This is a genomic window from Nonomuraea sp. CA-143628 (assembly GCF_050942315.1).
Taxonomy (GTDB): Bacteria; Actinomycetota; Actinomycetes; order Streptosporangiales; family Streptosporangiaceae; genus Nonomuraea.
Genome location: NZ_CP192072.1, coordinates 13,280,483 through 13,302,732, shown reverse-complemented (window position 1 = coordinate 13,302,732; position 22,250 = coordinate 13,280,483). Strand labels below are relative to the sequence as shown.

Sequence of the window (22,250 nt, the reverse complement as noted above, 5' to 3'; positions counted from 1 at the left end):
CCGGAAGAAGAAGAACGACCGGTCCAGGTGGGTGGAATGGGCGCAGCTCGCAATGCGGGCCGGGCTCATCCTCGTTGACTGGCTGGTCAACAGGCTCAGGTAACCCTAGGGCTACCTGAGCCCGCTCGAACGGTGACCCCCGTCAACGCCGGCACAGCTACGGCGGGGGCACCTACATCCAAGATCAGGCCCTACGTCTCAGGACCCAAGTCTCACTGTAGCGTCCGCATTGCAGACACAGACGCTGTATTCCGAGGCGTAGCGCTTTAATGCATCCATTGACCTCGCCACTTACATGCGCGTTACCAACGCGAACGACATCGCCGCCGTATTCCGTGAGTGGTAGCCGGGCTTACAGCCCGAGCGACTTCAGCCAGGCCAGGCCCGCCTTCTTGTTGAACCGGCCGCTCTCGAGGCGCACGCCTTCGGGGAGGCTCGCATCCTTCTCGGCCTTGCGCACCTGGTAACGCACCTTGTCCAGGTTCAGCCCGGCCGCCTCGGCGAGGTCCTTCATCGTGGTGCCCGCGCTCGCCACCACCTCAGGCGAGGTCTTCTGCCGCCACCAGGCGAGCAGGATGTCCTCGTCGTAGCGGCGGTCGCTGACCTTGGCCCCCTTCGGGAGCTCGCCTGCCTCTTCCGCGGCGTGCACGGCTGTCCGGAACGTCTTCTCGTTCACGCCGGCGCGCTCGGCCGCGTCTACGAGGGTGGTGCCAGCGGTCAGCCGCTCCTTCCGCTCGCGCCACCACTCAACGAACAGCGCCTCGTTGACGGCGCCGTTGCTGTAGACGAGCTCGTGCGGGAGGTTGCCGGCGTCCGCGGCGGCCAGGAGGGCACCCTTGACGGTCGCGTACGGCTCGCCCACCTGGTCGGCTGCGCGGTGCATGCTGAGCCCGGTGGGCGCATTCGCCATGGCGGGGAGCCGGTCGAACCACGCCTTCACCTTGGCCGGCCAGTACTTGCCGTCGCCAGCGTCGGCGTCCGCGGGAAACGCAGTCGGCTTGTCCGCCTGCTCCGGCTTCCCCCAGTAGCGGATGCGGTTTTGGAGCGCGACGCGCGATACGCCGAGCATCCTGGCGATGGGGCCCAGCTCGGTCGGCTGCTCGCCGCTCTCGCTGGCCACCTTGCGCCGCTGCGACGGGCGCAGTTCGACGCCCTGCGCCTTGATGTCGCCCGACACCATGGTCAGGTCGAGTTTGTACTCGGCGCCGATCTCGGCGATCTCCCATTGCCTGCCGTCCAGGTGGCCCTGGTAGAGGGCGGCGATGTCCTGCCGCCGGATCTCCCGGGCGCTCTCGGCGAGCGCGCGGTGTGTCTTCAGCTCGGCTGCGGCCTGGTCCCTCTCGGCGAGCGCAGTGTCCGGGTCCCAGTCGGGGAGCTGCGCGAGGATGTCCTCGTCGCTTGGCGCGACAGGGGTGCCGGTCGGGAACAGGGAGGTTGCGCCGACGCCGGTGCCCTTGGACGCCTTCTGCTTGCTCCACCCCTTGGCCTTGTGCCGGTAGTGGAGCGTCCAAGCGGCCTTTCCGAGGAGCTCGCGAGCGTCCTTCGCTTCGGCGTTCGCGGCCGCGGCGAGGCCGGCGGCTGCGCGGATGCGGTCTGGTCCTGCCGGCATGGCCCGCAGTTCGTCCAGTGTCAGGGTCTGGGTGGGGTCGGTGCTCATCGCCATGTCCTTATGGTTGTCGGGGGTGCCCTCCTTCGTGTGTCGGCTGGTGGGCACGCGGGTCGTCGCTACCCGGTGTTAAAAGATTACCAAGAGTTCTGTGATGTGTCTCAGGACGTCAACGGTAAAACGGTGTGACGTTGATCCCGATCACGCCGCACGGCCGGCACCGCGGAAGAGTTCCTCACGGATCAGGCCCGAGATCATGTCGTTGGGCGTCCACACCTTGGTGTCGAACCCGGCCGCAACGAACGCGTCGAGCCAGGCCTGTTGGGCCTCGGTGGGCTTCTTGCCGACCCTCTTGAGTTCGCGGATGAGGGTGACGCCTGTCTGCGGGTGGAGCAGGTAGATATCGGGGAAGCCTGCCGGGCTGTGCCTGCTGTTCCACGTCCAGTAGATGAGGTAACCGAGGATTCTCGCGATCGGGACGATGTGGTCGTCTCGGAGGTCTTCCTCCTTCATCGTCTTGGCGAGCTTCTTCTTCGCGGCCTCGTCGAGGCGGTCGAGGCTGTCGTTCATGGCGTCGAGCAGGTTCATGGGTTCTCCAGACGGTTGGAACGCCCAGGGCGGCGGGTTTTGCGCTCACCACCGCCCTGGGCGGGATCAGGACCTACCGACAGTTGGCGGGGATGGCGTCGCGGGCGCGGCCGTTGAGCAGCCATCCGGCGGCGGCGCGGGAGCGGTGGAACCGCATCGGCGCCTGCCCGCCCGGCCACTCCTCCTTGTCGGAGCGTTCGGTGGACCACGTCTTGTGCGGCGGCTGGTACATCTCGTGGCCGTACCGGTGGGCTTCGCTGCTCAGGCAGTGCGTGGCGCCGAGCTGCTCGGCTTGGCGCTTGCGCTGCTCAAGCGTCTCGGCCGGTTCGACGTCGATCGACACCTTCCACGGGGCGGGCGCCCACGCTCCCCAGCCGGTGAACATGAACGGGACCCCGTGCTCGTCGCAGGCGGCGGCCAGGGCAGTGAGCCACGTCGGGTGGGTCGGTCTGGCCTTCGGGCCCTGCTCGCCGGCGGCGATGATCCAGCCGATCCGGTCGCGGCGGATCCACTCGTCGCCGTGGCGTTCCATGCCGTGCACGACCCCGCCGTCCGGGGCGTCGTGGTGCGAGTGCGTGACCGGAATGGTGTCGGCCAGGTACGGGTGCAGGTCGAGCGGTTCGTGCAGCGGCGCGCACAGCAGGAATCGTCCGGCGGCGCGAGCCTCCAGCAGATCGGGGATGCGCTCCTCGGCGGAGTACTGACCGTTGACAGTGACCCCCAGCCACACGCTGGCCAGGTGCTCGGCCATCCACGGCACCTGCTCGAGGTCCTGCTGGTCGCACCAGCCCTGTTCGATGGCGGCCTTGACCATGGCGACGCGGCGCTGCTGGTTGGCCCACGCGTTCGTCCAGTCGCGCATCCGGCCAGGGTGGTCGGTACGCACCAGGAACGTCTGGACGGGCTTGTTCAAGCGGCTGTAGATGGTGCCGCGAATGTCGCCGCCGGTCCAGAACATCGACATCCACACTGCGGCGACCCACGCGTTCGACAGGTCAGGCGTGAACAGGTCCTCGACGACCTCGACACGGAACGGCCTGCGCCAGGAGAGGGGCTCGGCGCGGTTCGCGGACGGCGCCCATCTGCGGTCCGCGTAGCGGGGCTGGGCGGGCACGTTCTCGGGGTAGATGGTGCACAGCCCGCACGCGCCGCCGATGCGCGGCGCGTCCGGGTGGCGGGTGCAGGCGTCGGCCATCACGCGTCCCTTCCAGCAGTCACAGCAGCGAGCGTCGGGGCGGGATGCCGGCGGAGGGTGCGCCGCCACTGCACGGCGAGGGCGGCCACCTGGAGGAGTTCGGCTCCCAGTCTGCTGGGGTCGTCCTCAGCGAACGCCTCAGCGACCTCCTCAAGGAGGATGTCGCGCCACGTCAGTCGGCCCTCTTCGGCCCGACGCTCGCACAAGCCCTTGGCGAGATCGGCGAGGCTGGCGGCACGTCCCGTGAGCCCCCAGACCACGTCAGGGCCGGTGCCGTTCGGGTGAGTCTGTTCGCCCCACTTGGCGTCCTGGGCGGCGAGCTCCTGCCGGATGGCGACCTCGTCCGCGTTGGGCAGGTCGGCGCCGGCCGCGCGGGCGTCGTCGATCGCCTTGACGATGAGCGGGTCGATGTCGATGCCCCAGGTGCCGAGCCAGTCGGAGAGTCGCTCGCTGCCGTCGCCGTCGATCCAGTCGTCCCACAGCCGGGCGGCGATCTCGTCCGCCTGGCCGGGGGCGTGCGTGATGAGCTCGCGCAGGAGGTAGATGACGCCGTACATGTACTGGGCGATGTGGATGTGGTCGCTGGCGCGGCGGAGCGCCGCCGGGCGGTCGGGGTGGTCGGACTTCGGGAAGGTCTCGTGCGCGTACCGCATGGCGTAGGCGGTGCGGGCGGCGTACGACTTGGCCAGTTCGACGGCAGAGGCGGGGCCGGTCTCAGGGATGACGGGCACCTCGGCGGCCACGTCGAACATCGGCTTGGTCTCGCCCACGGCGGTGAGCAGGTCAGGGCCGCCGTGCTCGGCGAGCAGCCGGAGCGCGTCGCGGCCGCCGCTGCGGCGCCGCACCTGGCGGGTCACCTGGTCGGCCAGGTCGCGCTGCTCGCTGGACGGGCTACCGCCCTGGAGCAGGTGAACCAGGCGGGACACATCGGTGGTGCCGGTAGCCACGATCACCACGACCGGGTCGCCGGCTTCGTCGTCGTACGCGCGGGTTTGGTACACGGGGAGAGCTCCTCGGTGGGGTTGGGAGGGGAGGGTGGGGCGCGAGCCGTGCGGTTCGCGCCCCACCGGATGGGCTACTTGACCTCAGCGACGAGGGAGATCGGGGTGTTGATCTTCATCGGGCGGTCGAACTGGAGGTAGTCGCCCGTGTAGGTCACCAACATTCCTTCAGGGGTGAAGAAGAAGATCCCCGGCTCGCGGTTCCCGTAGGTGGCATCGTCACCTGCGGCGTTCACGACGTTCCAGCAGGACGACGTGCCGCACAGGTCGCGGTACTCGTAGTCGGGCAGGAGTTGGGAGTCGGCGGACGACACCTTGCCCTTGGCGACGAAGTGGGCGACCACTTTGCCGTCCACAGACAACAAGTAGATGTAGGACAGGCGGTTGGGGTCGCTGTCGCGGATGAGCTTCTCGCGGACGTTCATCCGCTCGGTCGGGTTCTTGGTGACGACATCTTCGGGGAAGGGGACGGCGGTCTGCGCCGCCTCGAAGTTCTCCCGCTTCTTCTTCTGGTCCTCGGTCGCCCCGGTGCAGCCGGTGAGCAGGACGAGCGCCAGGGCCGCCGCCGTGATGGTCTTGAGGGTCGTCTTCATGGTCGTCTCCTGTGGTTGAAGGGGAAGGGTGATCAGGCGTCGCAGTTGGGCGTAACGTCGCCGATGCGGGACGGCAGGGACTTGCTCTTGAACAGGTCCTGCGTCCACTTGCGGGAGTCGGCGTTGTACTGCTCGGCGGCTTTCTGCCGGGTGAGGAGGATGCCGTCCGCGACCTGGTGGAGCCGGTTGGACTCGTCAGCGTTGCGGCCGAGAGGGTCGGGCTTGCCCTGGGTGCGCTTGTCGTGCCGCTCGGCAGCGGCCCGCGCGGTCTCGTGCTGCTTGTCCCAGGCGACGACGGCGGCGCATGCGTCGTGGAACTTCTCGTACTGGAACAGCGCGTTGTCGGCGTTGCCGACCCGCTCGCGCACCCCGGCGGCGGTGCGGGCTGGCTGCGTGGTCCAGCCGACCACCTGGATCGTCAGGAAGACGACCAAGCAGATGCCGACGATGGCGAAGAACCAGCGCCAAGGCTTCCACCGGAAGCCGGTTTCGGTCTCGAACTCCTCGCGGAACGTGCTCGTGGTCTTGGGCATGGAAACTCCTCGCTTCGGGTTCTCAGGGGCTTAGCCAAGTGCGAAGGTCAGGACAGGGCTGCGCGCAGTTTCTTCAGGCGTTCGGCACCGAACAGCGGGATGGCGAGCAAATCGGCATCCGTGTAGGTCGTGAGGTCGCCAATCGTGGTGATCGACGGCTTCGCCTGCTCCAGAGGCCGGGTGACGTGCCAGGTCAACCCGGGCAGCGCCTTGACCGGAGTGCTGATGGGAAGTCCTGATGCGGCGATCAGGTCGGCAATGGTCAGCATCCGAATTCGGCCTCGTCTGCGCATGCGCCGTGCAGGGCCTCGCGGTCGAACGCCTCTTCCGCTCGCTCGGCTTCCTCGTCGGCCCGGATGCGCTCCAGCTCGGCGGCGAGTTCGGCCTCGTAGCGGGGGGTGTGGCGCATGGGGGTGTCGTCCTCTTTCGGGTAGGTGAGCGGGGGCAGGCCAGCGAGTCGGCGCACGGCGGCGTGAGCCTCATGCAGCGCGAACGTCCGGGCGGCCGGGTCGTCGTGGTGGGCCAGGTCGGCGATGAGGTCGGTGGCCTGGCGGAGCAGGGTGTGCTCGGCGTGTTGCTTGCCGAGCTGGTAGGCGCACGCGCTGTGGAGGCGTTCGCAGCCGCGCCAGTGGGGCCCGCCTTGGGGGAGGGCGGGGTTGGCGGGCGGCTGGAATTCGGTGAGGGTGCCGGGGATCATGCGGCATCCCGGGCTGTGTGGGCCGCCCGGGTGGTGCGACGGTCGAATTCGGCGGTTTCCCGGACGAGGATGGCCTGGTTGATCGCGGCCTGCTCGGGGGTGACCGGTTCCCGGTACTTGTTCGAGTGGCGCGACGGCATCCCCTCAAGGGCGAGGCGCGCCTCGATGACTTCCTGGATCTGGGCGACCGGGTCGAGCACGGTGCCGGGCTCGTAGTGGTTCAGGGCGCCGATCTCGAGCGCCTGGTCGTCGGGGACGAGCGCGGCGAGCAGCACGGTGAGGGTGAGCCTCATGTCGGAGGGGATGTCGGCGATCCGTTGGGCGGTGATCGCGGGCCCGTGGTCGCGGACGGAGCAGATGATCTCGGCTGCGAGCTCCCGCATCACGGGGGTGAGGAGCTGTTGGCACGTCTCGGCGTGGTCACGCATTGCGGGCCTCACGGTTGCGCTGGAGGCGGCGGCGGACGCTGTTGGCGTACGCGTCGAGTTGCTCCTGGGTGACCGCGATGGCCTGGGATTTGACCTTGATGACATCGTCGGCGACGCGGAGTTTGGTCTCGTCGTCCGGTCGGGTGGCGCGGACGGCGGCGAGGATGAGGTGCTCGCTCCAGGGGCAGCCGATCAGTTCGGCGGTGATCTGGTCGATGTCCCAGTCGGGGCGCATCTCAGCGATGAGCGTGATCAGCCCGACGTATGCGGGCTGGCGGCGCTCATGCTGCTCCTCTCTGGTGTTGGGCATGGGTGTCCTTCCGGTTTGCCGTCCGGGCGGTGCCGCTCACTGCCCGATGACTGATTAAAGATTACTGCATAATCTTTAATGTTGTCTACATCGGCAAAGAGTGGCGTGCGCCTCTCCGTTGATCACGTGAGGCGGGACTGTACGAATCGGGCACCCTTTGCGTCTCACTCCGATGGGGCGGGGTCCCGACCCCCTGTCCGGCGGCGGCACCGGTCGCTAAGGTGATCAAGCTCGGGGGGAGTGGAACGATCGAAAACCGGGAGGATGCATGTCGCATCGCGTCGCCGTACTACCTGCCGCTTTACTCGCCATCGCCTGCCACGCCGCACCCGCAGCAGCAGGCACCGAGCAGGCCCGCACGGCACAGACGCCGGCCGCCGTCCACGCGGCCGCGCCGAAGCTGCTGAAGCTCGGCCAATCCGTCCGCATCAAGGGGGAGAAGGGGAACCAGCTACAGATTGCACCGGTCGGGGTCTACTACCACCGCCCGACTGCGGAATCCTCAACGAAGCCGCGTAACACGTACTTCCTGGCGCTCGCCATCCGCGTGACCGCGGTATCCAAGGCGGACCAGATGCCGCTGCCGTACGGGAGTCAGTGGCGCGTCAAGCAGGGCAAGCGCACCTTTACGACCTCCTCCGGGAAAGCCTCAAGTGCGCCGTGGATCGGGCGAGCTCAAGGCGCGTCGGTGACCGTCCATCCCAAATCACCCGAAGTGGTGTACGAGGCGTTCGACGTCCAGGCGAAGGGCGGCATCCTCGAATGGTCAAGCCCTGACGGGCTGTACCGGTGGCGCATCCCGACCAGCAACGCCGGCGCGACGACCCGCCAGGCCGTCCTCGACGCCATCGCCGACTACGAAGGCCAGTGACCGCGGCCCCTGGGGCTGTTGGACGGCCGCCTCACGGCTGTCTCGGTCCGGTGCTCAGGACCTTCCGATAGTCGTGTCAGAAGCGATGCCGTGGTAGCTGTGGGGATGCACCTGTTGGGAGGCGTATCGGCCGGTCAGAGTGGGGTTTCGGGGGTGTGAGGTGTACCCGTAGCTGTACCCGATCCGCAGGATTCAGGGGAGTTCGTAGGAGTTCGCCAGGGTGGTTTCCTGCGAAAACCTACTCCAGCGAACTGTGGCGATCTTCCTGCCGGAGTCTACGGATCAGAAGGTTGGGGTTTCGAGTACCTCCGGCCGCACATAGCGCCACCAGGGAGTTCCTTGATCTCAAGGGACTCCCTGAGTCGTTTCTAGGGGCCGACTGTAGCAACGGCTGTAGCGACGCCGGTTCGTTCACTGAGGTTCGCCTCCGTCCGTAGCTGTCTCTTCGCTTCGTTGATGTCGGGCGATGTACTCGTCCACAGCCTTCGAGATGAGCCACGATCGGCTCCGGTCCTCTCGCTCGCCGATGGCGTCGAGCCCCGCCTTCTGCTCGTCCGTCAGCCGGACGGTGGTCGGCTTGTTCGACACGACTACATTGTAATACGGATGACTACATTCGACTACATCTGTTCCAGATAGGCCGCGAGTGCTGGGATTGACTGCAGCCGTGTAGGGCTTCTCTTCGTGTTCCTGCACTTCAGCGGGTGTGTGCAGGGCTGTGTAGGGTCTACCTGTTCCACCTACGCGCCTGTACATACAGAACCAATACCTGGATCCCTACACACCCCTACACTTCCGCAGGTCAGCAGCGTGCGGGTTCATTGAGCGAGGCGGCCGAACCGGGACAGCGCCCCGTCCATCGAGTCCGCGGCCCGGCGCTGCACGTCCTCGGTGAGGTGCGTATAGATCTCCGAGGTCGTGGCGAGTCGGCTGTGCCGGAGAGTCCCCTGGATGGTCTTCATGTCCACGCCTTCCCCATGCAGCCAGGTCGCCGCGGTGTGCCGGAGGTCGTGAATCCTCACCCGCTTGCCGTTCGACCGCGTGATGCCCGCCTCGTCGCACAGTGCGTTCCATGCCCGGTTGGCGTTCCGCGGCTCAATCGGCGTCCCCACCGAAGTGGTGAACACCAGCCCCGGGTCCGCCCACACCTTCGCCGCCAGCCGCTCGGCGGCCTGGTCCACCTTGTGCTGCCGCAGCAGCACGACCACGGCCCGGGGGATCGCCAGCTTCGCGTCCGACCCCTCGGTCTTCGCGTGGACCACGGCCAGCCGGCCGCGTCGGCGTCCGGTCTCCTGGTCGAGCTCGCCTCGCAGGCGCTGCAGCGAGGGGCCGACCTTGATCACGGCGTTGTCCAGGTCGATGTCCTCCCAACGCAGTGAGAGTGCCTCACCGCGCCGCAGGCCGAGGCCAAGGATCGTGAGCCACAACACGCCCCACCGATGGTTGTGCGCCGCTGCAAAGAGCCTGTCGGCCTCCTCGCCGGTCAGCGCCGTCCCGCGCTTGCTCTTGCCCGAGGGCGGCTCGACCAGCATGGCCACGTTGCGCGCGACCAGCTCGTCCTTGAACGCATCGTTGAGCGCGGCCCGGAGGATGGCGTGGCAGTAGTTGACCGTGCGGTCGGACAGAAACACCACCGGCGGCGGATCCTCGCCCTCCACTGCCTTCTTCTGCCGGGCCGCCGGTTTGCGCTGCAGCTCCAGCAGCCATGCCCGTAACCGTGCGGGGGTCAGTTTCGTCAGGGGCTCGCCTCCAAGGTGCGGGATGACGTGGAGCCTGATGTTGTCCGAGTAGGAGATCATCGTGGACTCGGCCACCTTCCCGGCGGCCACCCGCTGGGCCAGCGTGAGCGCGACCCACTGGTTGAGGTAGCGCTCCAGGGTGACGCCGCGGCCGGACGTGATCGGCTTGCCCTCCTCGACCTGGCGGAGCAGCTTGCGCCACTCCTCCCGCGCCTTGGTCTTGTCCTTCGACGAGACGGTCTTCCGTTCGCCGCCCGGCAACGTCACGGCACCGATCCACATACCGTCCCCGCGCTGGTAGAAGCTGCCTTCTCCGTTGCCGCGCGAACGCCTTTTCGTGGCCGTCATCGGGTCGCTCCCGTTCCTCGCGTTCGGCGTGCGGGTGGCCTCAGCTCCTTGACGGCCTGCTGCATGAGGCCGGCGAAGTGCCGCGGCAAGTTTGAACTGGCGAGTGTGAACGACCCGGCTACCGGGTCCTCGGTGTTGAGCCCTCCGAAGTTCGACCCGAACACCTTGATCAGCTCGGCGACCCGGGTCTGTTCCTCCTCAAGCCGCTCGTCCCAGTAGTCGAGGAGGGCCTTCTTGACGCCGTCAGGGAGTGAGGCTTCCTGGATCTGGCGGACGATCGGCGGGGTGGGCGGTGCCGGCGGCTCGGTGTTGCGGAGTAGGTCGGGCGGGACATGCCCGGACAGGACGAGCATGGGCTCAATGCTCATGCGGAACAGCTGACCGAGCTTCACCAGGTGTGTGATGTGCGGGCGGGTTCCCTTCCGCCACCGGGAAACTGTCGACTGCTGTAGGCCGAGCGCCTCGGCGAGCTGTGCGTCAGACCCGTACCCGCTGGCACGCGCCGTGGCTGCTAGCCAGTCGTAGAACTTGTTCTCCTCTGGCATGAATGCTGACTCCTCCATGGAATGCGGACAACGCATATGGACTCTAATGATGTTGAGCGTGGCCCGCAAGAACATTCGGCAACGTTCGGCAGCGTACGGTCGCCTTCGGCGACGCCCAGCAGGCAGTAAACAGCGAGAGATGACGCAAGCGGCAAGGGCGCGTAGAGTACGAAGTTTTTCCCCGCCTCACCAAGTAAGTCCCCTGGTAATCGGCCTTATGACGTCTCTCTCGGGCGCCAAAGGCGGCTCGGTCGCCTATCACAAACGGTCGCTTGCGTCATATGCAGCCGAATGCGAGCGAAAACTTGCGCGAGCCGCCATGGACCATTACGGTGATCTTCGTACGACCGAGGACTGGAGGGTGGAAACCCAAACCGGTGTCACGGTCCGGACAGCAATAAGCCCCCGGCGGGGTGCTGATGGACGGAGTTCCCGCTCCGAACACCGCACGGTTTCCCACCGAGGGCTACCCAAGCCAGTCGCGTCGATTCGAAGGACCTGAGCTATGTCCAATGCTAGGGGGCTGAGCACGGTCGGAGAACCTCTGACCAGCCGCCACACCCACATGCCGCCCGCTGGTGAGCCGACGTCCACGGGGTCGCCGTGCGCGTGCTTCCCCCTCCTCCTCAAGGAGGAGCAGGTCCTTGAGCTGCTCCAGATCGGCCGCAGTGTCTATTTCCAGCTCATCAAGTCGGGCGAGTTGGAGTCCGTGCTCATCGGCCGCAGCAGGCGCGTTCCGAGGGACTCCCTCCTGACCTATGTCCAGGAACTGCGTGCGACTGCCTCGGCGGCCTGACGCGCCGACCGTGAGGGCACTTCACACAGCCGCTGGATGACCGATTGGTCGCTCCGCCCTTGAGTGGCTCGTCCGTTCGGGGCGAGGAACCGACCGCTCGGCCGCGTGGCGATACGCCTTCCGCCAGTCGCTGACGTGGTCACTGCCCTACCTGGAACCGCGCTGTCTCATGCGGCAGCTCAGAGGCTCCTGCCTCGGGCCTACGGCTCCATGTACACCCACGGCGACGGTTACTCCGCCACTCCGCCGAACGCCCGTACAAGAAGGCGCCCGGGTGGTCGCACACCCAGGCGCCCGACCCCATCACTCGATGCATCCGAGATGGACAGGATCATGCACGACCAGAAGAGTCTTCCGGCCGCTGGACAGCACGGTAACACGCTGAGCAGCGGCAACCCCTTGCCCGGACTTCACGGCCCGGATGCCGCGACGGTTCAAGGCGCGCCAGACCTCCGTGTGAGCCCTGGCCATCCCCGCCTGCAGGCGATGCTCCGCTACGCCGCGTACGGCTGGCCGGTGTTCGTCCTATCCGGTTCCAAGACACCCCTGCGGAACTGCGACCGGTGCCGTGACGAGCACATCGCTCCGGAGCAGATGGAAGCCTGCCGCTGCCTGACCTGCCACGGCTTCTATGCGGCCACGACAGACCCTGATCGCATCCGCGCCATGGACCGTCGTGTCCCCCGCAGTCTGATCGCGATCCGCACCGGTAGCGCCTCGGGCACCGTCGTCATCGACGTAGACGTACCTCACGGCCTAAAGACCATGGCGAAACTCGACGAGGGCGGCATCCTGCCCGGCACAGTCACCGCGACCACGGGGTCCGGCGGCCTGCATCTGGTCTACCGGCATCCTGGAGTCCGTATCCCCTCCGGTGTGGGCAAGGCCGGACAGCAGATCGACGTCAAGGCCGATGGCGGGTACATCGTGGTGGCTCCCTCTCTCCACCCGCGCACGGGCCAGCCCTACCGATGGGTGAACGACCAGTTCGCGCTGCCGCTGGCCGACCTTCACCCAGCCCTCCTCGAACGGCTGCAGGAGAAGCCGCCGCAGCCCCACAAGGTCGCCCGAGGCGCAAGGAGCGGGGATGCACGGGGCCGCCTCGGTGGCCTCGTACGGACGGTCCTCAAGGCTGCCCCGGGAGAGCGGAACACGGTCCTGTTCTGGGCCGCGTTCCGGGCGGGGCAGATGGTCGCGCAGGGCGCCATCGACGAGGCCACTGCCTACAACGTGCTCTGGGCGTCCGGCATGGAGATCGGGCTCACGGAATCAGAGGTCGGCGTCGCCCTGGGGCGCGGCACGATCGGGAGCGGCATGCGTCGCGGAATGAGGGCGTCGTGACGAAGAGTGCCCAGCAGATTCTCGACGAAGCCGGCGTCCCCGGAGGGCCCAAGGCATCGTCGATCATCGGCGAGATGCACCGAGGTCAGCTCCGCATGGCCGAGCGGTTCGCCAAGCTCCACACTGGGCGGCTCATGCACGCCCACAGCCTCGGCTGGCACGTGTGGAACTCGACCCGATGGGTCCCGGACAAGGACGGCGCCGCAATGCGCGCAGCCGCAGCGACGGTGAAGGCCGCCCTCTCGGACATCCCGAGCCTTGAGAACAAGGAGGATCGGGATGACCTGTACGCCGACATCCGCAAGTGTGAGTCCGCGTCGGCCCTCGACGGCATTCTGCGGATCGCAGGCTCCTTGAAGCCCATCACCGTGTCACCCGACGTCCTGGACGCCGCCCCCCACCTGTTCAACACCCCCACGGGCACGCTCGATCTGCGGACGGGGGAACAGCGTCAGCACGATCCCGCCGACATGCTGACCAAGGTGGCCGGGTGTGACCTGGACATGGATGCCCGAAGCGACTTGTTCGACCGGTTCATCAACGAGATCTTGCCCGACGACGACGGTCACGCCGGGCTCCAGGTGTGGGTGCAGCGGGTCTTCGGTTACTCGATGCTGGGGCTCGTCCGCGAGCACGTACTCCCGATCTTCACGGGGACCGGCCAGAACGGGAAGTCGACGCTGCTGGAGGCGATGGGCAAGGCGTTCGGTGACTACGCCATCAACGCCGAGCCCGACCTTCTCGTGTCCCGGGGTGAGTCGGCGCACCCGACCGGCCTGGCCGACTTGAAGGGGGCGCGGCTGGCCGTTTGCAGCGAGACCGACGAGGGCAGGAGCCTTGCCTCGGCGACCATGAAGCGCCTGACTGGTGGCGAACGGCTCCGCGCCCGCAAGATGCGTAAGGACTTCTTCGAGTTCGACCCGAGCCACGTCCTGATCCTCTGCACCAACCACAAGCCGAAGGTCTCCGGCGATGACCCCGCAGTTTGGCGCCGGATCCGAGTGGTGCCTTTCGACGTGGTCGTCGCCAAGCCTGACCGCAGGCTGCCCGAGCGGCTCGCCGAGGAACTGCCCGCGCTGCTCGCCTGGGCGTACCGGGGATACCGGGGCTACGAGGAGGGCGGCCTTGCGCTGCCCAACGTCATCGCCGAGCGCACCAACAAGTACCAGATCGAGTCCGACCCGCTCGGGCGGTTCCTACAGGACCACACCATCCAAGCCAGCCATCACCACGTCGGCGCCCGGTACCTGTTCGCCGCCTGGTCGAAGTGGTGCATCACGGCCGGGGAGGAGGCGGGGTCAGAGGTGACGTTCGCTGACTCTATGGCCAAGCGAGGCTACGAGAAGAAGCGTGCCCGATCCGGACAGGCATACCGCGGAATCGCGCTCGCCGCCGAGGAGTAGCCCGGCGACGAATTCCCAGGCCACAGCGCCGAGAACGGAGGATCGAGACTTGAGCAGCAGCACCATCGCCGCCACCATCACGAACGCCCTACGGGCCCCGGCCATCCTGCTCGTCGAGTGGGAGGCACCTGGAGCTGAACGCAAGGCGGCCGACGCGGTCACGCTGCTCATGCGGCACGGACTGCGACCAACCTCGGCCCGTCCTGCCCTACCGGTCTCTTGCCGATGCGGAACCACCGACCCGAGCATCGCGCACCGGAGAACCGCCGAAGCCCGTCGGCTACTCGCCGCCCGACGCCAGGAGTGTGAGTGATGGGCCGCCCCTCCAAGCTCACCCCCGAGCTGCGCGACGAGCTCTGTAAGCACTTGGAGGCGGGCCACTTCCTCGGCACCGCTGCTGACCTATGCGGAGTCGGCCGTTCAACCGTCCACAGGTGGGTGGCCCTGGGAGAGGAGGAGGGAGCGGCTCCCGAGTACCGGGAGTTTCGGGAGGCCCTTGCGCGCGCACGCGCGCGAGCCTCTGTAGACCTCGTTGCGGCTGCCTTCGCCGATGCCAAGGGCGGCACCCTGATCCGCGAGGTCACCCGGCCGGACGGAACCCGAGAACGCGCGTGGACGCCCCCCAACGGTCGTGTCGCCCTCGAACTGCTCTCCCGGATGTACCCGGAGGAATGGCGCCCGGTGAAGGCCGTGGAGGTCTCAGGTCATCAGGGTGGCGCGATCGAGGTCGGCCATAACGCGGCTGTCGTCGAGGGCATCGTCAAGCGCATCGCCGAGGTCAAGCAGCGCCGCCAGGCCCAGAACCAAGCTCAGGGGCGGCCACCGGGTGAGCTGGCCACCAGCTAACAGCAGAAACGTAGGTGGCCAGCACGGCGAAGCCGAACAGCCCGATGAGCAGCGGCAGCCGGAACTCCGCGCCGCCCAGGCCGATTATCCCGCCGAGCACGCCCACTGCAGCCCCGGCGGTGAAGACCAGCGATGCCGAGCGCACCGTGCGGCCGGGTACGACGTCGTCGTTCGCGCTCACGTCAACTCGCGCTCCCTGCCGGATCCCTGCGCTCCTGCGCGTCGGTTCTTCGATTCCTACCTGCCCAAGGCGATCCGGACCGCCACCGGCTGCCGGCGCGCATCGGCGCGGGCCTGGGCGGCGTGCGGCCGGTACTGCCCGTTGGTGGGATGCCGGTTGCGGCGGATTTCCCGGCTGATGGTCGAGGGGTTGCGGACCAGCTCGCGGGCGATCTCACGGATCGAGACCTTCTCCCGCACCCGGTCGGCGATATGGATCCGCTCGTCTTCGCGCAGATAGCGGGACGCGCCAGAAGGGGGCACCGCCGGTCGTCGGACCGGCGGCGCCCCCTTCTTTTTCGCTTTGTTCGGCGCCGTGCCGTTGCGCCACCGCTTCCCGGTCCGCCGGTTGATCCCGACGATCCGGCACGCCTCACGGCTACTGAAACCTTGATCAATAAGGCGGAAGTATTCCTCCCGCTCTCCCGTCAGCTTCTTGCGGCCCTGCGGTGCTCGATTCTTGCGTACTTCGAAGACCATCGAACTCCCCGAGGTGGGGTGTTGCGACGACCGCTAGAAGGCAGGCTTTCCTGGTGGGAGCGTTATTCCCGTTGCCTGAGACAGTGTCACAAAGACTGCTCGGACGGTCTGCAGGTGAGTCCCGTTCCGTTCCCACTATGACTCTCCTCGTACATCCGGCCGGTGATGAAGCCGTCGACGGAGGCAGCCGTGGTGCCAACGATCGGCTCTCGATGTCGTGCTGTCCCGGTGGCGTCAGTGGTGACGGTGGGGCTCGGACGTCACCACTCCGACGCCGGGACGGGTCCACTGAATGGTGGGCCGCCCGCCGGTCCAGTTGTTCCCGATGCCGTCCTCGTGGCTGCGCCAGAACCAGCCTGGGTTCTTGCCTTCGGGCCAGCCCTCGGGGTAGTCCTGCCAGGCCTCCATACGACCGCGGGCGGTCATGTCGAGGAGGGCGAGCGCGGGCATCGTCGCCTCGCAGCCCCTGCCGGTGACGGTGTTGGTGAGGAACACCCGGTCGCTATGGCGCAGGAAGCACACCCAGGTCCCGAAGTCGTCGCCGCTCACGATGTCGTCGTCGACGTCGGCCACGGAGTACCAGTGGTGGGGATAGCCCATGAAGCCGACGAACGCCGCGAGGTCGGGGTAAGGCGCCTTGGCGAACACGGCGAACGCGACGCCCCGCGCGTGGAGGTAGGCCGGGTTCTGCACGGCGAAGTAGGTCAGGGTGCAGCCCGGGCACTGGTTCTCGAAGGGCTCGCCCAGGTGCCACATGTGCTTGTAGACGACGAGCTCCTCGCGGCCATCGAACAGGTCGAGGAGGGTCGTCGGCCCGTCCGGCCCGACGACGGTGATGGTTGCGTCAACCTCCGTCATCGGGAGCCGACGGCGGGCCGCGGCGATCGCGTCGCCCTCGCGGGTGTGCGCCTTCTCGCGCACCAGTAGCTCATCGCGGGCGGCCTGCCAGGCCCCCCTGTCGACGATCGGGGGGGCGGCGGACGCGGCCGACGCCTCGTGCTGGGTCGGGCGGTTCTCGTGGATGCTGGTCATGCGCTGCTCCCTAGCTCGAACTGGCTCCCACAGTGCTGACTCGCGCGCCTGCCGAAAGTCATCGGTCGGCAGGCTCATCACTTCGACCGCCGGCCACCCGCGCGGCCGCGCCGTCGATGAGGACACCGCCTACACCCACCTTCAGATGGCCGCCCGCTATCTGGGCAAGATGACCGCGCTGGCCGCGCACTTCGCTCAGCAGACTGGCAGCCCGGCGGCGAAGAGCTGACATCGGCGCCGGGCAGGTACCAGCCGAGCGCGAAGCAGGGCTACTCCGCGCCCCGGCCGGGGGTGATGCCCAGGAGCCCGCACAGCGGTCCCAGCAGGTGGGCCGCCGCCAGCAACATGTCCGCCTGGAGTCGGCGCCATGAAGTCGGCATCAGAGAACTCGGCGTCCGGGTAGCGCGCACGCAAAACGCCCGTGCGCCCGCCGCTGTGGCCCAGCTACGATCCCAGATCGTGAACCGCCAAGAACCGGGCGCGATGTCTGTGGAACTGTCCGACGGACGCGTCCTGCACATGTCGACCACGCGCCCGAAGCCATCGGCTTCGGCGAGGATCACCCTGCTCGAAACGATCACTCGCCGTCTCTTCGACGACTGCCCCATCTGCGGTGACCCGGCAACCAACGAAGAACACGTCCCGCCGGCGGCCATGGGCGGGGAGAAGATGACCCGCACGTGCGCCGCATGCAACCACAGGCTGGGCAGTCACGTGGAGGCAGATCTCACCGACTGGTACGACAACCTGATCACGCTTCTGCGGTTCACCGGCCCCGGCATCCAAGGCGCCAGGAGAACCGCTCGTATCCCGCTCATGTGGACGCCCGAAGACGGGTTCGCGCTCCTCCTGAGCGGGAACATCGATCCGGCGATCGAGGAGATGCTCCGAAGCGGGGAGATCGAACTGGCCGGGCTGCTTCCCGACGAGAACCGATACCGGCTCGCCCTGCTCAAGCACTCCTACCTGGCTGTATGCCTACAGTTCGGGATCCTCGAAGGGGCCGATAGCGATCACGTTCGCCGCGACCTCATCGCCGCACGAGACGCGGCCGGCCGCATGAACGTGCCCCATAGCCCGCTCGCCATGGGACTGACTGTCATCCGCCATAACGGAGCGACGGCCTTGGCATCGGCGCCGCTGGTCAGAGCGATTGTGCACCTGGGCGAGGAACCGATCGAGGGCGTGCTACTGGCCGGCCGGGTCTTCGTCTCCTGGTCCTCGACCTTCAATCCCGACCAGGGCCCGGATCAGAACCGACACTTGCAGGTCAGCATGCAGGTGGGAAAGCCGATCAGCGGCACGGTGACATCAGTCGACCCGTGAGCCACTGTGGGTCGGCGCTGGAGTCATCGCACTGGGCTTGTCCGGGTTCGTCGCCACCCTCCAGCCGGACGCGAACTTCGGCTGCATCCTGGCCGCCTATGGCGGCGTCTTCGTTGCCGGTTCCCTAGCTTGGGGCATGGTTGTCGACGGATTCCGACTTGTTCTCGATCTTCCAGCCGCCTCGGATGTTCGCCCTCGCTCGGCCGAGTCCGCCAAGATCGTTGTTAGTTATCCTGGGTCGCGATAATATGCCTTATCGCGACCCAGAACCTTGATCATTTAAGATCGGAGACCGCCGGTGACCGAGCTGGCACGGCTGGATGATGGCCCGACCGCGTCACTATCGACCCCGGCAAGCGCGGTCGATCGCGCGCTGACCGAGGCGGCACGGGCGCGGGTCGCCGGAGGATTCGCCGCCAATACCAGCCGGGCTTATCAACGGGACTGGGAGACCTTCGCCGCTTGGTGTGCGGTGCACGGCCGCAGCCCTCTGCCCGCCACCCCGGAGACAGTCACCGAGTACGTCACCCACCTGGCCGCCACCCCCACCCGGAAGGGCACTCTCCCGGCGCCCTCAACCATCGAGCGGGCGCTGGCCTGCATCCAGTCCCGGCACAAGAAGGCCGGCCTCCCCCTCAACGCCGAGTTCGCCCGGCTCGCCCTCCGTGACTACCGCAGAGAACGCAACTCCGCCGGGCACTGCACCCGCAAGGCACCACCGGCCGAGCTGACGGTGCTACGCGCCCTGGTGGACACCACTGACCCGGTCGCCCTCGTCGGCCTGCGTGACCGCGTGGTGCTGGTGCTCGGCTTCGCTCTTATGGGCCGCCGCTCCGAGCTTGCGGCGCTCGACATCGCCGACCTGACCGTCACCGAGGATGGGCTGGAGGTGGCCATCCGCCGGTCCAAGACCGACCAAGATGCGATCGGCGAGATGGTGCCCCTCCCGTACGGCTCCCACTCGAAGACCTGCCCTGTACGCGTCATCCGGGCCTGGCTCGCCATGCTGGAGGCCCACAGCGTGATCGAGGGCCCGCTGCTGCGCGCCATCGACCGGCATGGGCGCCTGTCCGGCACCCCCGGGGCGACCATGCGCGGCACTGGCCGCATGTCCGGCGACGGCCTCAACCAGATCGTGCGGCGAGCAGCGGAGAGGGCCGGGCTCAAGGACGCGCACACTTACACCGCCCACTCCCTCCGGGCGGGAGGGGCGACGGCCGCAGCCAAGGCCGGAGCCTCGGTGTCGGCCATCGCACGGCATGGCCGCTGGTCGGACAAGTCACCCGTCGTTCACGGATACATTCGGACGGCCGACAAGTGGCGAGATAACCCCATGCGGGGTGTGGGGCTCTGAGCCCTAGTTCGAGCGGAACTGCCTTCGATGCAACTCCATCTGATCGAGTGAGTCGCCGCCGCCCTCAGCCCTCTGCTGGGGGAGGAATAGACGTCGGACGCTCTGGGGCCATGGTCATCGCTCACCGCCATCAGCAGGCGGCGTTGGGGCGTTGCCGCCGTCGCCATGGACCGGTATCGGCGGCGGATCGGCCGGCCGCTGGAACCAGAGCATGACGCCCACCACCACTGGCCTGAAGGCGATCTCTGCCCACGGGGCGCCCGCCCCCCATTGCGCGGCGACACCAAGAACGACGAACACCCACATGGCGATGACCGCTTTCGGCGCACGGTACCCGCGCCGCCACGCATCCCCGGCCTGCCGCAGCATGGCGACCGGGGCGATCGCCAGCAAGAGCACGACCAGCCACGCGGAGAACTCTGGCTGATTGAGCCCCTGCGGCGACTTGGCCCACGCCAGCAGCGCCGGGAATGAGAGCGCCACCAGCAGCGTGACCCCCAGCAGGAAGATCGTAGCCTCGGCACCACGCCTCAGCCGCCTCACCCAGGCCGACTCCAACGGGGCGACCGGCTCAGGCGGCTCGGCAGGCGTCGCCTCGTTCACCTGGTGGCTCCTTCTCGATGTCCTTCGTGCTCGCCGAGGTGGTGCGTCAGCAGCAGCACATGGGCGGCGAAGCGGGTGCATGCGTCAGAGGCGACAACGACCGGATCGCAGGGGAAAGGGAGCAGGCTCGTCACGAGTGTGAACGCTACGCCGCACCAGCCAGCGCTCGCGCGCGTCGGTAGGTGTCAAGTCAAATGCGACAGGGAGTCGGCTGGTCTGATCGCTAGGCAGCTTCTTCCTCGGGCTGGTTGATGTAGGCGACCTGCGGGATCTCGGGCAGCTTGGGTGCGTGGGTGAAGCGGTGGGGGTTGGCCGCACGGAAGCGCTCGATGGTCTGGGCACGCTTGTCCTGGACGGCGTGGGCGGTGCCCATGTGCACGGTGAACGGCGTATGCAGACCGATCCCGGCGTGGTAGTGCTCGTGGTTGTAGTAGGTGAAAAACCGCTGGCAGAAGGCGCGGGCATCGTCCAGGGAGGCGAACCGGTCGGGGAAGACCGGGCAGTATTTGAGGGTCTTGTTGTGAACACGAACGCGGGAGGTGGAGAAGCGATGGCGCTTCGCTGAACGCGGTGCTGTGTGAGAGATGGAGGTTTGCTGGCCCTCCAGAGCCGCTCTGCGGGGAGAGGCTCTAAACCACCCCGAGCTGCATTGGCTGAAGACCGTTGTGGTGAACGTCGTGGGAAAAGGCGCGGCCTGATCGCGTCAGGTGTGGTCCGGGAAGATGAGCGAGGGGCGCAAGTCCTCTGCCGTTGACGTGTCGAAAAGAAGTCAGACGAGATCGAAACCGGGGTCGAAAAACTACTCCGGGATGAGTCTGGGAGATACCCGTTTACTGCCCAGGCGGTCTCCGGCATATAGGTAGCATGAGTCCGGACAAGGCTCTCGCATGGAACGTGTGAAGGCGCGTCCCGATACTTCCGCTCGTAGAGCGGTGAGAGGGAGGACTCCAAGCGGCTAATCCGCGAGGAGCAGAGTACCGATGCGGGACGCGCTGGCGGACTCGCCCGTAGTAGCTGGGAAGCTTCTGCGTATCGCAGTGGAAGTGGAGCCAAGGGGCGGGGTTGTCCTGGTGAACGAATGCGATCAACCGAGAAGGGAGGAATCGCATGAGTGAGCCGAAGTCTCAGGTCAGGTCGCACGACATACCAAAACGTCTGGTGTGGGGTGCGTGGCTGAAAGTGAAAGAGAATGGAGGTGCAGCCGGGGCCGATGGCGTGACGATCGACCAGTTCGAGGAGAAGCTGAAAGATAATCTCTACAAACTGTGGAATCGCATGTCCTCGGGCAGCTACTTTCCCGGTCCGGTCCGAGCGGTGGAGATACCAAAGAAGGGCGGGACGAGGGTTCTCGGCATCCCGAACGTGATCGACAGGGTGGCCCAGACGGCGGCGGTTATGGCGTTGGAGCCGGATGTGGAGAAGGTGTTCCATGACGACTCCTACGGCTACCGCCCCGGACGGTCACCGCTGGACGCGGTCAAGGTGTGCCGGCAACGGTGCTTTAGGAAGGACTGGGTCGTCGATCTGGACGTCAAAGCCTTCTTCGACTCCGTGCCGTGGAATCTGATGCTGAGGGCGGTCGAGCGGCATACGGACTCGAAATGGGTCCTTCTCTATGTGGGGCGCTGGCTCAAAGCACCGATGCTGATGCCCGACGGCACTCTCACCCCCCGGACGAAGGGCACGCCGCAAGGTGGGCCGGTATCCCCGTTGCTCGCCAACCTGTTTCTGCACTACGGCTTCGACATGTGGATGGCCCGGGAGTTCCCGACCGTCACATTCGAGCGGTTCGCAGACGACGTGGTGGTCCATTGTGTTACTGAGCGTCAAGCTCGTCAGGTCTGGGCGGCAATTGAAGGTCGGTTTGCCGAGATCGGGTTGGTCCTCCATCCCGACAAGACGAAGATCGTGTATTGCAAGGACAGTAGACGCCGCCTGGAATTCGAGCAGGTGACGTTCACGTTCTGTGGGTATGCGTTCCGTCCGCGGATGGCGTTCGACAAGACCCGGAAGCAGGTCTACACCGGGTTCTTGCCAGCGGTGTCCCCGGACAAGCTGACCGAGATGAGCCGCAAGCTCGCTGCCTGGCGGATCCACCGGCGAACGAATCAGACACTCAGCGAGATCGCGCGATGGCTGAACCCTATCCTGCGGGGCTGGTTCAACTACTTCACCGTGTTCTACCCGAGCAAGGTGAAACCCCTCTGCGAGCGCATCGACCGCCATCTGATGCGTTGGGCGATATGGAAGTACGAACGGCTGAAACGCAGCGACAAGAAAGCGCGGCAATGGCTGAAAGCGGTCCGGGAACGGGCGCCTCGGCTGTTCGCGCACTGGGAACTGCGGTATTGACCTGATGATTGGACGGCACGAGCCGGATGAATCGAGAGGTTCAC

27 protein-coding genes and 3 pseudogenes are annotated in these 22,250 nt (G+C 67.0%); 11 read left to right on the top strand and 19 right to left on the bottom strand.

Annotation, left to right across the window (positions count from 1 at the left end; genetic code table 11):
* Positions 1-352 precede the first annotated feature (352 nt).
* The 10 genes from ACQP2T_RS60850 to ACQP2T_RS60805 form a co-directional block, all read right to left on the bottom strand.
* Positions 353-1,657 (bottom strand): hypothetical protein, encoded by a 1,305-nt coding sequence (locus tag ACQP2T_RS60850; protein WP_433513706.1) that lies wholly within the window; start codon positions 1,655-1,657, stop codon positions 353-355.
* 150 nt (positions 1,658-1,807) lie between these two features.
* Positions 1,808-2,194 carry a VRR-NUC domain-containing protein gene (locus ACQP2T_RS60845; RefSeq protein WP_433513705.1) on the bottom strand — a complete coding sequence of 129 codons (387 nt, stop codon included), beginning with the start codon at positions 2,192-2,194 and terminating at the stop codon, positions 1,808-1,810.
* 73 nt (positions 2,195-2,267) lie between these two features.
* On the bottom strand, positions 2,268-3,389 hold the full coding sequence (locus tag ACQP2T_RS60840) for a DUF5131 family protein (RefSeq protein ID WP_433513704.1): 1,122 nt from the start codon (positions 3,387-3,389) through the stop codon (positions 2,268-2,270).
* Entirely contained in the window at positions 3,389-4,390 is a 1,002-nt protein-coding gene (locus tag ACQP2T_RS60835; protein ID WP_433513703.1) for a hypothetical protein, read from the bottom strand. Before ACQP2T_RS60835 ends, ACQP2T_RS60840 begins: the two co-directional genes overlap by 1 nt.
* Before the next feature lie 74 nt (positions 4,391-4,464).
* Positions 4,465-4,983 carry a hypothetical protein gene (locus ACQP2T_RS60830; RefSeq protein WP_433513702.1) on the bottom strand — a complete coding sequence of 173 codons (519 nt, stop codon included), beginning with the start codon at positions 4,981-4,983 and terminating at the stop codon, positions 4,465-4,467.
* Positions 4,984-5,015: 32 nt separating this feature from the next.
* Positions 5,016-5,516 carry a hypothetical protein gene (locus tag ACQP2T_RS60825; RefSeq protein ID WP_433513701.1) on the bottom strand — a complete coding sequence of 167 codons (501 nt, stop codon included), beginning with the start codon at positions 5,514-5,516 and terminating at the stop codon, positions 5,016-5,018.
* Positions 5,517-5,563: 47 nt separating this feature from the next.
* Positions 5,564-5,785, bottom strand: a complete 222-nt coding sequence (locus tag ACQP2T_RS60820) for a hypothetical protein (RefSeq protein WP_433513700.1) — start codon at positions 5,783-5,785, stop codon at positions 5,564-5,566.
* The gene (locus ACQP2T_RS60815) at positions 5,779-6,213 is read right to left on the bottom strand and encodes a hypothetical protein (RefSeq protein WP_433513699.1); all 435 of its coding nucleotides are present in this window, start codon (positions 6,211-6,213) and stop codon (positions 5,779-5,781) included. The genes ACQP2T_RS60820 and ACQP2T_RS60815 overlap by 7 nt, the downstream gene beginning before the upstream one ends.
* On the bottom strand, positions 6,210-6,641 hold the full coding sequence (locus tag ACQP2T_RS60810) for a hypothetical protein (protein ID WP_433513698.1): 432 nt from the start codon (positions 6,639-6,641) through the stop codon (positions 6,210-6,212). The genes ACQP2T_RS60815 and ACQP2T_RS60810 overlap by 4 nt, the downstream gene beginning before the upstream one ends.
* The gene (locus ACQP2T_RS60805) at positions 6,634-6,951 is read right to left on the bottom strand and encodes a hypothetical protein (RefSeq protein ID WP_433513697.1); all 318 of its coding nucleotides are present in this window, start codon (positions 6,949-6,951) and stop codon (positions 6,634-6,636) included. The genes ACQP2T_RS60810 and ACQP2T_RS60805 overlap by 8 nt, the downstream gene beginning before the upstream one ends.
* Positions 6,952-7,219: 268 nt before the next feature.
* On the opposite strand from ACQP2T_RS60805, the gene ACQP2T_RS60800 reads away from it, so the two are divergent.
* Positions 7,220-7,822: a hypothetical protein gene (locus tag ACQP2T_RS60800; RefSeq protein ID WP_433513696.1), complete on the top strand. Its 603-nt coding sequence runs from the start codon at positions 7,220-7,222 to the stop codon at positions 7,820-7,822.
* 411 nt (positions 7,823-8,233) lie between these two features.
* On the opposite strand, the gene ACQP2T_RS60795 is transcribed toward ACQP2T_RS60800, so the two are convergent.
* From ACQP2T_RS60795 to ACQP2T_RS60785, 3 genes are all read right to left on the bottom strand, one after another.
* Positions 8,234-8,410 carry a CopG family ribbon-helix-helix protein gene (locus ACQP2T_RS60795; protein ID WP_433513695.1) on the bottom strand — a complete coding sequence of 59 codons (177 nt, stop codon included), beginning with the start codon at positions 8,408-8,410 and terminating at the stop codon, positions 8,234-8,236.
* A 230-nt stretch (positions 8,411-8,640) separates the two neighbouring features.
* Positions 8,641-9,909, bottom strand: a complete 1,269-nt coding sequence (locus tag ACQP2T_RS60790; protein ID WP_433513694.1) for a tyrosine-type recombinase/integrase — start codon at positions 9,907-9,909, stop codon at positions 8,641-8,643.
* A complete protein-coding gene (locus ACQP2T_RS60785; protein WP_433513693.1) occupies positions 9,906-10,529 on the bottom strand; it encodes a helix-turn-helix domain-containing protein in 624 nt (207 codons plus the stop codon). The genes ACQP2T_RS60790 and ACQP2T_RS60785 overlap by 4 nt, the downstream gene beginning before the upstream one ends.
* 430 nt (positions 10,530-10,959) lie before the next feature.
* Between ACQP2T_RS60785 and ACQP2T_RS60780 the strand changes: the two genes are divergently transcribed.
* The 5 genes from ACQP2T_RS60780 (at position 10,960) to ACQP2T_RS60760 (ending at position 14,840) form a co-directional block, all read left to right on the top strand.
* Positions 10,960-11,250: a helix-turn-helix domain-containing protein gene (locus tag ACQP2T_RS60780; protein ID WP_433513692.1), complete on the top strand. Its 291-nt coding sequence runs from the start codon at positions 10,960-10,962 to the stop codon at positions 11,248-11,250.
* A 456-nt stretch (positions 11,251-11,706) separates the two neighbouring features.
* Positions 11,707-12,591 (top strand): bifunctional DNA primase/polymerase, encoded by an 885-nt coding sequence (locus ACQP2T_RS60775; protein ID WP_433513691.1) that lies wholly within the window; start codon positions 11,707-11,709, stop codon positions 12,589-12,591.
* Positions 12,588-13,994 carry a DNA primase family protein gene (locus tag ACQP2T_RS60770; protein ID WP_433513690.1) on the top strand — a complete coding sequence of 469 codons (1,407 nt, stop codon included), beginning with the start codon at positions 12,588-12,590 and terminating at the stop codon, positions 13,992-13,994. The genes ACQP2T_RS60775 and ACQP2T_RS60770 overlap by 4 nt, the downstream gene beginning before the upstream one ends.
* Positions 13,995-14,043: 49 nt before the next feature.
* Positions 14,044-14,307, top strand: coding sequence for a hypothetical protein (locus tag ACQP2T_RS60765; RefSeq protein ID WP_433513689.1), 264 nt, complete (start codon positions 14,044-14,046; stop codon positions 14,305-14,307).
* Positions 14,307-14,840, top strand: coding sequence for a hypothetical protein (locus ACQP2T_RS60760; protein ID WP_433513688.1), 534 nt, complete (start codon positions 14,307-14,309; stop codon positions 14,838-14,840). The genes ACQP2T_RS60765 and ACQP2T_RS60760 overlap by 1 nt, the downstream gene beginning before the upstream one ends.
* Here ACQP2T_RS60760 and ACQP2T_RS60755 read toward each other — a convergent pair.
* From ACQP2T_RS60755 to ACQP2T_RS60745, 3 genes and pseudogenes are all read right to left on the bottom strand, one after another.
* Entirely contained in the window at positions 14,773-15,021 is a 249-nt protein-coding gene (locus ACQP2T_RS60755) for a hypothetical protein (RefSeq protein WP_433513687.1), read from the bottom strand. The genes ACQP2T_RS60760 and ACQP2T_RS60755 overlap by 68 nt on opposite strands.
* A gap of 92 nt (positions 15,022-15,113) precedes the next feature.
* Positions 15,114-15,539: pseudogene (locus ACQP2T_RS60750) on the bottom strand (helix-turn-helix domain-containing protein); the annotation flags it as partial.
* 234 nt (positions 15,540-15,773) lie between these two features.
* Positions 15,774-16,571, bottom strand: a complete 798-nt coding sequence (locus ACQP2T_RS60745; protein ID WP_433513686.1) for a DUF899 family protein — start codon at positions 16,569-16,571, stop codon at positions 15,774-15,776.
* Between ACQP2T_RS60745 and ACQP2T_RS60740 the strand changes: the two genes are divergently transcribed.
* The 4 genes and pseudogenes from ACQP2T_RS60740 to ACQP2T_RS60725 all read left to right on the top strand — a co-directional run bounded on the left by ACQP2T_RS60740 (position 16,570) and on the right by ACQP2T_RS60725 (position 19,251).
* The gene (locus ACQP2T_RS60740; RefSeq protein ID WP_433513685.1) at positions 16,570-16,800 is read left to right on the top strand and encodes a hypothetical protein; all 231 of its coding nucleotides are present in this window, start codon (positions 16,570-16,572) and stop codon (positions 16,798-16,800) included. The genes ACQP2T_RS60745 and ACQP2T_RS60740 overlap by 2 nt on opposite strands.
* 230 nt (positions 16,801-17,030) lie before the next feature.
* A complete protein-coding gene (locus ACQP2T_RS60735) occupies positions 17,031-17,897 on the top strand; it encodes an HNH endonuclease (RefSeq protein ID WP_433513684.1) in 867 nt (288 codons plus the stop codon).
* Between the two features lie 4 nt (positions 17,898-17,901).
* A pseudogene (locus ACQP2T_RS60730) lies at positions 17,902-18,054 on the top strand (YnfA family protein); the annotation flags it as partial.
* Positions 18,055-18,195: 141 nt separating this feature from the next.
* Positions 18,196-19,251, top strand: a complete 1,056-nt coding sequence (locus tag ACQP2T_RS60725) for a tyrosine-type recombinase/integrase (protein WP_433513683.1) — start codon at positions 18,196-18,198, stop codon at positions 19,249-19,251.
* Positions 19,252-19,365: 114 nt separating this feature from the next.
* On the opposite strand, the gene ACQP2T_RS60720 is transcribed toward ACQP2T_RS60725, so the two are convergent.
* The 3 genes and pseudogenes from ACQP2T_RS60720 to ACQP2T_RS60710 form a co-directional block, all read right to left on the bottom strand.
* Positions 19,366-19,854, bottom strand: a complete 489-nt coding sequence (locus ACQP2T_RS60720) for a hypothetical protein (protein ID WP_433513682.1) — start codon at positions 19,852-19,854, stop codon at positions 19,366-19,368.
* Positions 19,855-20,077: 223 nt separating this feature from the next.
* Positions 20,078-20,233 carry a hypothetical protein gene (locus ACQP2T_RS60715; protein ID WP_433513681.1) on the bottom strand — a complete coding sequence of 52 codons (156 nt, stop codon included), beginning with the start codon at positions 20,231-20,233 and terminating at the stop codon, positions 20,078-20,080.
* Between the two features lie 66 nt (positions 20,234-20,299).
* Positions 20,300-20,440: pseudogene (locus ACQP2T_RS60710) on the bottom strand (hypothetical protein); the annotation flags it as partial.
* A gap of 521 nt (positions 20,441-20,961) precedes the next feature.
* Here ACQP2T_RS60710 and ltrA point away from each other — a divergent pair.
* Complete coding sequence (gene ltrA, locus ACQP2T_RS60705) at positions 20,962-22,206, top strand: group II intron reverse transcriptase/maturase (protein ID WP_433513680.1); 1,245 nt, start codon at positions 20,962-20,964, stop codon at positions 22,204-22,206.
* Positions 22,207-22,250: the final 44 nt, after the last annotated feature.